Origin of the sequence: Bathymodiolus heckerae thiotrophic gill symbiont, from assembly GCF_900128515.1 — a bacterium.
Lineage (GTDB): Bacteria > Pseudomonadota > Gammaproteobacteria > PS1 > Pseudothioglobaceae > Thioglobus_A.
Genome location: NZ_FQTP01000056.1, coordinates 1 through 9,456, shown reverse-complemented (window position 1 = coordinate 9,456; position 9,456 = coordinate 1). Strand labels below are relative to the sequence as shown.

Genomic DNA, 9,456 nt, shown 5'->3' with positions numbered 1-9,456 from the left:
CCTTTTGTGCCTTAATCTGCCGGTAAACACTACTTTTAGTGCTCTTAATAGCAGACGCAATTTTACGTATACTTTGTTTGCCATACTTTGCAACTTCCGTGATTATTGCTTTGCGGGTCGTGCGTATCTTCTGTGTCGTATTGTTTTTTGCATGAGCATATAATACAAGAATATGATGGCTGGCTTTTAGTTTTTGTCCCGCCTTAGATGGGTAGCCGAGCATTAAGGCTAAATTCCGTCCCTAGTATCTCTCTAAATACCCCTACAAGCTCCTCTGTATATGAGTTTAACTCTGTTTCGTTCCCCTCAAACTCAAAGGGGTTTATTACCGGTGTTTTTTCGTTGCTGAGGAAAGGGTCTAGTAGATAAATACTAAAATCTAGGTGCTGGTGAAATTTGAGCGACATTCTGAAAATATCGTCTGATAAGTCGCCGTGTGGGTCTATTAATATGAAATTTTCAGCTTTTAGACGCTTGGCTTTGTTGTCTTGGAATAATAGGCTAGCCTTTTGAGTTCTAAGGACTGAAAAGATCAGCCCAGCCAATAAAAACTTTTACCGCTCCCCGTGTTTCCCGTTATATGGGTGTGCCTGTATCGTTCATGGAGTGGTATAAAAGCTTCTAGTTTTAAGAAAAGATTTTGTGGCTTTAAAATCAGAGAGTATATAATCCAAATAACTCTCTTTAGTGGGTTTGTATTTTGTATAAAAGTGTGTTTTCTCCTCCTTACTTTTTTCATGCTTATTTATAAAGTGAATATATGAATGAATGTATTTTGTCGTCACAAAATCATCAAATTTTTGCTGGTAATAATCAGTCTTTTTAACCGCCTTACCACCTATATTAAAATACCCGTTTGGCATTAAGCAGAGCTTTTCTTTTTCTTCAGCTATAAGATTTTGTAGCTCTTGCATTACCTCCCATTGTTTGAGGGCTTTGTCGTTCAAGAGTATAAAAAGTATCTCTTTACCTATTTTGCTGTTTAAGAGGTTTTCATAATAAAAATGCCCAATATAGAAATTATCTCCTATATTGTACTTTTCTATAAATGGCTCTTTTTTGTGAGGTAAATAGCTTGCTAGATAGGATTCTAGGCGTTTGCAGTTCTCCTCTGATTCTGCATAAAAGTCTAAGGCCTCCCGTGCTGTATGCGCCTCTAAGCCCGTGCTAACGCCTCCCGCAGCTTCATCTAGGAATGGAAAATATTTAAGGCTCATAGCCTCGCAAATTTGCTTTTTCTCGGTCATTTCAGCACTCAATATATTTATAATCTATAATTATGCAAATTATAATATATTCTACAATTCAAAATTGGTGTAGTCCATATATTGTATAAATTCAATAAAAACAATAGGATAGGGTATATAAAGCAATTCAAGAATATTTCTCATACTAACGTATTCTAAATATTCTCGCAGACTTCCAGCTAGACCGAAAATTCCCATAAAACACAATCAGGACAAACTCAAAAGCAGACAGACAAGCCCATAACTCAATTAAGTCCTTACGCTAGCCAGTTCGCTACAAATCTAAGGCGTTGCAACATGCCCGCTCCCCTACTCGTTTTGTTGCATGTTCATAGCTAAAAGTTATCCACAAAAACTGTTAATAACTCATTTTCAATACAGGGACTGGAGTTGCGGTAATACAGGGACTGGAGTTGCCCTTAGAAAATCAGCTAGATTTTTGCCCAAAAATACAGGGACTGGAGTTGCCCTCGATGAAAAAATACAGGGACTGGTGCTAAGGTCAGTTCAAAATGTTAAAAACTAAGCCAAAAATACAGGGACTGGAGTTGCCCTTAATGAAAAATTGTGGATAAAAATTAGCTATACAACAAGTTTAAAACGTCAATACAGGGACTGGAGTTGCGGTAATACAGGGACTGGAGTTGCCCTCAAGTCCAAAAAAGCCTTTAAAATAAATAAGTTAAGCCTATTTTTTATCGGCTAACCTTTTCTTTAACCTGTTATATAACCTTTTAACCATTATATTAATCTATAGTAGTAAGGCTGAAAATTGTTAATAACTCAAAAATGAGGCAAAAAATCAAAAAAGCCCCTGCGGGGCTATTGCAAGAAAGAAAAAATTAGCCTCGTATGCTAATAGTCACTCAACGGTTCATAAAGAGCCGTTAGGGCGATTGGACAAGGGCAAGTATCAAAAACATAGAAAAACACCCCTAATGACGCTTAAAATCAGCCTGTTGTGTAATTTTAGATTTAAGGCACGCCCCAAAAGGAATTTTTAGCTAATTAGCATGTCGTCTAACTGCTTACCATTTTCAAGTTGTGCCACTATCCACTTGGGTTTGTGTCCTCTTCCCGTCCATGTTTCAGCTTGATTGTCGGGGTTTTGGTACTTAGGTTTAACCTTACTCATTTTCCGTTTTTTCGGCTCACAAGCCTCTACTATCAAGTCTTCAACGGAAACCCCGAAAAACCCCGCTTTTTCTCTAATTTCATCTAAAAACTTATCTTTTTCCTTTTCTATCCTTATTTTTAGCTCGCTATTAAGCTCACTAATTAAACGGGTTATTTCTTCTGTTTCAAGTTTTTGAATATTCATTTGTTAGCCACTCGTTTAAGTCTTTATGGTTGGGGTATGTGTTAGATTTGTCGCGGATAATAACACCGCTTAAAGCCTTTTCAAGCTTATTAATACTTTGCTTTCCTGTATCGTCCCTATCTCTGAAATAGTCTATTGACTTTATATTACCATTTTCTTTTATAAACTCTAAAGCACGTCTTAGAAAAACAGCACTATTTAGAACAATAACGGTATTTTGAGGTTTTTAATACGTTTGGCGGTTAAGTATGATAAAAAATCCATAAAACCCTCAAATATTAAAATATTATCAGTTTTTATATCTATAATGCTTATATCTGCCCCCTTCCCTAAAAACCCCTTAAATTGTTTTCTTCTGATTGACCAAGTATCGCCACTTTTAAAACCAATCCCGTAAAATTCAACATCTTTTTCTATATGTCTATAAACAATTTACTTAACATGGATTTTTGCTATATCTAAGCTAATTCCTCTATCATCTTTTAAATAATTTTTAAGTGGATAAGAAAAAAGATCTTTGACTTGAACTACTTTAAATACCGCTTCTTTTTCTTTCTTGTTATAGATCCCCGCAGGGGAGAGTTCATTTTTTGAGAATGCACTATTTTTAAAACAGGCAAACCTTGGCTAATATGTCCAATACGTCTAGCTTGAGAATTTCTTTTAGAGGGGTGCTTTAAGTGAGGATATATATTATCTAATATTTTCAATGCTTTTTTGTATCGCTTAAACTATTCCCATATAGATAATTTATAAAATGAATAATCCCGCCCCCGTCTGTTATACCTCCGTAATCGTACCAAACGTTTTTTACTTCATTTATATAAATAGAGGGGTTTTCATCTTTTCTTAAAGGAGAGTGAAAAATATGCTCGGTTAATCCCTCTGTATTTATATAATTATGACTAAACTTTAAGCCTAGTTTATACGCACAATCCAAAATTGATACTGTAAAAGCTTCTTGTGTTCTCATGGCTAATTAATTAAAAAGATTTTTCTTTTTACCAAAAAGATGTTTACCCTTGTTTATATCGTATTCTCTTTTGGCTTTTTGAAATTCTGGGCTACTTTCAAAATCAGACTGCATAGGTTCTATTAGAGGTATGCCATCCCCGTCTATAATCATTTCTTTAGTACGTTTAGTAGCCTTGTTGTTTTCAATCATTATGCTTGTAAAATCTTTTGTAGGGTATATTTTAAAGATAGCGTCTATAATTTTTCTACCATCATATTTTTTTTCAATCTCCACCCTTTCAACCTCATGCAAACTTTCAATAATTTTTGTCATTCTTTCCATATTTGTTTTCGTCTTTTGAGATTGAACAAACCCTAAATGATGCATTAAAAAAGTTAGAGAGGGATTATAATGCCCTCCTTGTGTTGCATATCTGAATTTTAGATTTAATAATACCCTTAGTTTTAGCTCGTACTTTCCTTTTGAAGCTAAGATACTATTTTTATCTGTAGCTTTCCAATCCCCACTATTAATATAATCTGTTGCCATAGTTCCAAGCTCTATAGCTACATATTTATTGTCCATGTATATATCTTTAATACGGCTAAAAATATACTGCTTTTCGCCGTGTTCATATTTTACGGTAATAGTGGTTTTTCTCAATACTTCTAAAGCTTCTTTTATACTAGTAGTATTATATGGACAATCATTAGGCTTTAAGTTTCTGTTTTCCCGTTTATTAATTGCGTCTACAATTTCTTTTTGTATTTGGTAGTAAGTCGTTTTTAAAAGGTGTATTTGTTTTTCTTTTTTGTCATATCCAATATCTACAATTTGTTTTGACGCTAAAGAAATTATTGCATATTCAATTCTGCTTTCTCTTAAATCAGGAAAAACGCTTTTGTAGGCATCAATTTTTTTATCTTTAATCGTTGCTGGGATGATTTCAGATATAAAGCTTTGTTTACCTATTGAAAAAGGCTTTTCAATAGGTTCTGCCATATATTTATTAATCCATACTATTGCGGGGTCTGTAGCTGAAACGTCTTTAGGTATAGCTTCGTAAGTTTCAGACAAATTTAGCCTTTTGGTAGACTGAAAAAGTTCTAACTGTATTCCTAAAGGGTATTCAGGCTCTTTTTTATTTTCACCCATTTTTTCCATTCATTATATTTATAATATGTGTTCTTATATTAATTTTATTTGTGGGTTTATCAAGAAGGATTAATATAAGCTCTCTAAGTACATCAGACTCTTTAAACCTACCCATATTATCAAGAAGTTCTTTTTTTTCTGTAGGAGTTACCATTGACTGTATTCTGGCGGTTCTTTTTTCTGGTTCAGCAATAGCCATGTGGTCGGGGGTAGTGATCACTACATTCTCTATTCTAATAGGCTCATCTTCAAGACCGTCTAGTAAATTATTTGCTCTTTTATTGCTTAGTGTTTTTTTCATAAGTGTACTTTATATAGTAAGATAATTATAAATGTCTGTTAATTGAGGAATAATATTTTTATTTAATTGTGCTTTGTCCCCTTTACTAGCATTAGCAACATCAAAAATACTTTGCTCTAAATCTGATAATCTTGTCATATATTCGGACTCATTAACGACAAAAATTTTTATATTTTTAGTATCAATTTCGTGAGCTTCAAATAATAAATTAAGCATTTCCATACCACGGTTAATCTTTGTTTTCTTTGTTTTATTGAAAACCACAACGATATTCGGATTATATTTAATTAATCCTTTAATCGTCTTAGCTGTTATTTTTAATTCTGAGTTAGAAACATAGCTTATAGGCATAACTATATATTTAACGTGTTTTGTAACGCTTACAACTCTATTATCAAGATAGCCCCCAAAATCAAATATATTAAAATCATCCGTATCTATCTTTACTTCTTCCCCCGCAGTTATGGAAATTATGTTTTTCTCCCCTACGAGCTTTTTTATAGGAAAAGATATGTTTACTATATCGTTGGTAACATATTTACCTATTATATTTTTTTGTCTTTGAAAGTCATAAAAATTATAGGCAAGCGTACTCTTCCCTTGCCTTCCTAAATCATTGTAAAACAACACGTCTTTATTCATAAGATTTTAAATTATCCGTATAAGTATTATATGCACACAGGTCAGTATATTCATTACATATAATAAGCCAATATAATTATTGAGTATAATTAATGAATATATTCAGTGGCTATAGTGTGTAGCTATATTCACTGAATAGTTTCTGTGCTTTCTGCATTTTAGTTGGTTTTGCTAAAGCTTGCAAAAATTATTGAGATTTGCAAAAAATAGAATACTATTAGGGTAATAATAATAATTTTAATTTTTACCGTAGGCGCTTTGCTTAAAATACAAGCCTACAATGAGGTGTGATTATGGCTACTACATCTGTAAGTGTTTCCGCTAATATCCCTGTAGAGCTTGGGGTAATGCTGGATAAGGTTTCACGGGCTGAAGAAAGGTCTAAAAGCTACTACATCAAAAAAGGGCTAGAGCAGTTATTGACAGATAGGCTAGAGGATTTAGAAGATTATCAAGACGCAAAACAAGCACATGATGAATTTTTAGCCTCTGGTGAAAAGGCAGTGCCTTTTGAGGATATGAAAAAAGAACTTAATTTATAAAATAAGCTTTTTAAATGTATAAAATAGAATTTGAACAAAAAGCCAAAAAACAGTTTTATAAGCTAAGTCGTGATATTCAAGAAAGGCTTACAAAAGCCATTGATGAAAAACTAGCTATAAATCCTAAAAAGCATTTAATACCTTTGGTTGGCGATAAATCAGGGCTTTATAAGTTTAGGGTAGGGGATTATAGGCTCTTGTGTTCAAGAGATGATGAGAAGCTTCATGTTTTGGTTGTGAAAGTGAAGCATAGAAAAGATGTTTATAAGGGGTATAGCATTGAATATAGTATATAAAATTCTAGCGTGGTTTTTTGGTGTGAATGTTCTATTAGCGGGATTGCTCACTCTCATTCAATCTTTATTTGGTGGAATTTTTTTCATATTAGCATCTTTTCTGATTATCCCTCCTATTAAGGAGTTTGTTGCAAAAAAAACCAACAAGAATTTAACTGTAAAATTTCGCACTATATCTGTGTTCATTTTATTTATTGCTTCTGGATATTTTACTAGTCAATCCCAAAATGAAGCAGTAAAAAAGCTGGCAGAAAAACAGAAACAAGAAAAAATTGACTTATTTGAAAAAGATAAACCAAATATTGTAGCAACCATAAACACTGCCATTCAGGAAGAAGACTATCAAGTAGCTTTTGACAAATCGAATCAATATCTTTTTGCTTCTGATGTGGATATAAACAGACTTCGTGCTAAAGCGAAAAAAGAAATTGATAAACTTAAGCGGAAACAAGATATTGAAAATATATTATTTGAATTAAAAAGCATACCGGAGAAGGAGTATATAAAAAATAAAGGCTTATATGAAAGGCTCTTAATTCTTGTCCCTGATAATAATCAGTATAAAGAAAAGTTAGAGTTTTATAGCTCTAAGATTGAGGAAGCAAAGCAAGAACAGATTAAGGCAGAAGCAAGAAAAGAACGTATAGAAAGCCAGTTTAGCCCTTGGGACGGTTCTCATAGAGGCTTAGAGAAAATAATTAAAAAAGCTATGAATGACCCTAGTAGCTATGAGCATGATGAAACTTCTTATTGGGATAGAGGAGATCACTTAGTTGTTTTGACAAAATATCGTGGAAAAAATGGATTTGGGGGAGTTGTTCGTGGCTATGTGAAAGCAAAAACAAGCCTTGACGGAGTTATTTTAGAAATACTTGATGAGGGTTGATGTTTCTTAACTTTCTAAAAACTAGTACCACGCCCTCTAATTAACCGATAATACTCCCTCCTTTCCCCAGTATTTAGTATCCTAGTCAATAATACTCCAATCCGCCATACAGGAAGGCATGAAAAAACCGAAATACCCAGTTACTTTGGAAGAAAATGAACGTGAAATATTAAACAAAATCATCCGCAAACAGACAGAAAAATTTAATATGGTGCTACGAGCGAAAATTATTTTAATAGCGAGCACAGGAATGAAATACAAAGCGATTGCGAAAAAACTTGATGTGCGAAACAATATGATTACGGACTGGACAGCCCGCTGGAATGAACTGGCTGATAAGCCAGTCCGAGAGCGACTGCAAGACCTTCCACGCTCTGGAGCTCCAGATACATTTACACCGGAACAGCGGTGTAAGATTATAGCACTTGCTTGTGAAAAACCTATCGATTATGGCCGCCCTATCACTCATTGGACGCATAAGGAACTGGCCTCAGAAGCAGTCAAACAGAATATTGTCGAAAGCATCTCCCGAAACCATCTGGGGCGACTTTTAAAAGAAAATGACTTAAAACCCCATCACAGCCAGTACTGGCTGAATGCGAAAGCGGATGAGCGGAAAGAAGAAAGAATTGAAGACATTTGCAGACTTTATGGAGCTGCTCTAAAAAATCCAGAAGAGGTTATTATAAGTGTTGATGAAATGACGGGGATTCAGGCATTGGAAAGAATTTCCCCCGATCTACCTATGAGGACAGGTCAAATTCAATCTATCGAATTTGAGTATGCACGCCATGGTACACAAACACTTTTGGGCGGGTTCAATGTGGCAACGGGCATTATAAACGGCCTGATTCAAGAGACACGAACTGAACCGGATTTTGTTGAGTCGATCAAATACCTTATTGATAAAAACCCAGGTGGTAAGGTATATCATTTTATTGCCGATCAGTTAAATACCCATAAATCAGAAAGCCTTGTACGCTTTGTTGCCGACTATTGTGGAGACACTCAGGATCTAGGTATAAAAGGCAAAAGTGGAATATTGAAATCAATGCAAACACGAGAAGACTACTTGATGACCGCTGATAGAAGTATTGTTTTTCACTACACGCCTAAGCATGCTTCATGGATGAATCAGATTGAAATTTGGTTCGGTATCTTAATGAGAAAAGTTATCAAACGAGGGAATTTTATTTCAAAGGATGATCTAAGAAACAAAATATTTAAATTTATGAATTATTTCAATGAAACGATGGCCAAACCATTTAAATGGACATATAAAGGTAAGGCATTGACGGCGTAAATTTATTATCGGTTATTTAAGGGGCGTGGTACTAGGTATAACATTGAGAGTAGATTTTATTAAATTAATTGAGATTTAAACTTCCTATATTAAAAATATCCACCATATCAATCTAAGAAATGTGGAAAACTTTGACATTTTTTTACTTTGAATAAGATTAAAGTATCTACAAAAAACTTATTATGTAATACCTCCTACATAATTTCATTTAGTACCAGAAATGGGAATAGATGAAGTTTTTTGTAGATACTAAATGACATCTATTTCCTCTTTGTTGTGAAAATAGGTGACTTGTCGCTGAACAAGAAAGCCCTGCGGGGCTTTTTTCTATATTTACTATATTCTCTGCATTTCAAGCGTAATGCAGAGAGAGTTAATTTTTTAAGGCTTGCCTCCATAAATACAATCATATATAGTTCTATGCATGATTTTATTTATGGAGAATTTAAAATGTCTGTAACAATAAGTTTGCCTGATGATGTTTACCAACGTTTGGAACGTTTAGCTGTCGGATTTGACACGCCAGTACGAGTCATTGAAAGATTGCTAGATGAGGGTAGTGCAGGATTTACTAAAGCCAGACCCACATTGGCTTTTTCCCCTGATGAGTCAGCATTTAAGCATGAATTACTAACATCTAAAAAAGCCCAAGTAGTTTTGCATTTAAAAAGCGGAAGGCGACAGGCGCGCCATGCTACCTCACGAAATTTTGGGACTCCTGTCGCCATAATTCATTCGCCTACGCAGCGAATGGGAGATGCCCTGGCCGCCCTGCGTCCGTCTCAACTACGCACAAAACCCTGCTCCG

At 34.4% G+C, this 9,456-nt stretch carries 12 protein-coding genes and 1 pseudogene; 5 read left to right on the top strand and 8 right to left on the bottom strand.

Going from position 1 to position 9,456, the window contains the following annotated elements; translation table 11 throughout:
- From BTHERMOSOX_RS07550 to BTHERMOSOX_RS07515, 8 genes are all read right to left on the bottom strand, one after another.
- Positions 1 to 223: hypothetical protein (locus BTHERMOSOX_RS07550; RefSeq protein WP_212744634.1), on the bottom strand; the 223-nt coding region annotated here is incomplete at its 3' end.
- Positions 224 to 599: 376 nt separating this feature from the next.
- The gene (locus tag BTHERMOSOX_RS07545) at positions 600 to 1,259 is read right to left on the bottom strand and encodes a hypothetical protein (protein ID WP_138120482.1); all 660 of its coding nucleotides are present in this window, start codon (positions 1,257 to 1,259) and stop codon (positions 600 to 602) included.
- A 988-nt stretch (positions 1,260 to 2,247) separates the two neighbouring features.
- Positions 2,248 to 2,568: an H-NS histone family protein gene (locus BTHERMOSOX_RS07540; RefSeq protein WP_138120481.1), complete on the bottom strand. Its 321-nt coding sequence runs from the start codon at positions 2,566 to 2,568 to the stop codon at positions 2,248 to 2,250.
- Complete coding sequence (locus BTHERMOSOX_RS12070; RefSeq protein WP_171004694.1) at positions 2,549 to 2,776, bottom strand: toprim domain-containing protein; 228 nt, start codon at positions 2,774 to 2,776, stop codon at positions 2,549 to 2,551. The genes BTHERMOSOX_RS07540 and BTHERMOSOX_RS12070 overlap by 20 nt, the downstream gene beginning before the upstream one ends.
- A gap of 498 nt (positions 2,777 to 3,274) precedes the next feature.
- On the bottom strand, positions 3,275 to 3,541 hold the full coding sequence (locus BTHERMOSOX_RS07530; RefSeq protein WP_138120480.1) for a hypothetical protein: 267 nt from the start codon (positions 3,539 to 3,541) through the stop codon (positions 3,275 to 3,277).
- A 6-nt stretch (positions 3,542 to 3,547) separates the two neighbouring features.
- Complete coding sequence (locus BTHERMOSOX_RS07525) at positions 3,548 to 4,687, bottom strand: hypothetical protein (RefSeq protein WP_138120479.1); 1,140 nt, start codon at positions 4,685 to 4,687, stop codon at positions 3,548 to 3,550.
- Positions 4,671 to 4,979: a hypothetical protein gene (locus BTHERMOSOX_RS07520; protein WP_138120478.1), complete on the bottom strand. Its 309-nt coding sequence runs from the start codon at positions 4,977 to 4,979 to the stop codon at positions 4,671 to 4,673. The genes BTHERMOSOX_RS07525 and BTHERMOSOX_RS07520 overlap by 17 nt, the downstream gene beginning before the upstream one ends.
- 9 nt (positions 4,980 to 4,988) lie before the next feature.
- Positions 4,989 to 5,621: a hypothetical protein gene (locus tag BTHERMOSOX_RS07515; RefSeq protein WP_138120477.1), complete on the bottom strand. Its 633-nt coding sequence runs from the start codon at positions 5,619 to 5,621 to the stop codon at positions 4,989 to 4,991.
- Positions 5,622 to 5,914: 293 nt separating this feature from the next.
- Between BTHERMOSOX_RS07515 and relB the strand changes: the two genes are divergently transcribed.
- From relB to BTHERMOSOX_RS07490, 5 genes and pseudogenes are all read left to right on the top strand, one after another.
- A complete protein-coding gene (gene relB / locus BTHERMOSOX_RS07510; RefSeq protein WP_138120476.1) occupies positions 5,915 to 6,163 on the top strand; it encodes a type II toxin-antitoxin system RelB family antitoxin in 249 nt (82 codons plus the stop codon).
- Positions 6,164 to 6,177: 14 nt separating this feature from the next.
- Positions 6,178 to 6,459 carry a type II toxin-antitoxin system RelE family toxin gene (locus tag BTHERMOSOX_RS07505; protein ID WP_138120475.1) on the top strand — a complete coding sequence of 94 codons (282 nt, stop codon included), beginning with the start codon at positions 6,178 to 6,180 and terminating at the stop codon, positions 6,457 to 6,459.
- A gap of 22 nt (positions 6,460 to 6,481) precedes the next feature.
- Positions 6,482 to 7,345, top strand: coding sequence for a hypothetical protein (locus tag BTHERMOSOX_RS07500; RefSeq protein ID WP_138120474.1), 864 nt, complete (start codon positions 6,482 to 6,484; stop codon positions 7,343 to 7,345).
- A gap of 118 nt (positions 7,346 to 7,463) precedes the next feature.
- Positions 7,464 to 8,648 (top strand): IS630 family transposase, encoded by a 1,185-nt coding sequence (locus tag BTHERMOSOX_RS07495; RefSeq protein WP_346654946.1) that lies wholly within the window; start codon positions 7,464 to 7,466, stop codon positions 8,646 to 8,648.
- A 276-nt stretch (positions 8,649 to 8,924) separates the two neighbouring features.
- Positions 8,925 to 9,456, top strand: a pseudogene (locus BTHERMOSOX_RS07490) (hypothetical protein); the annotation flags it as partial.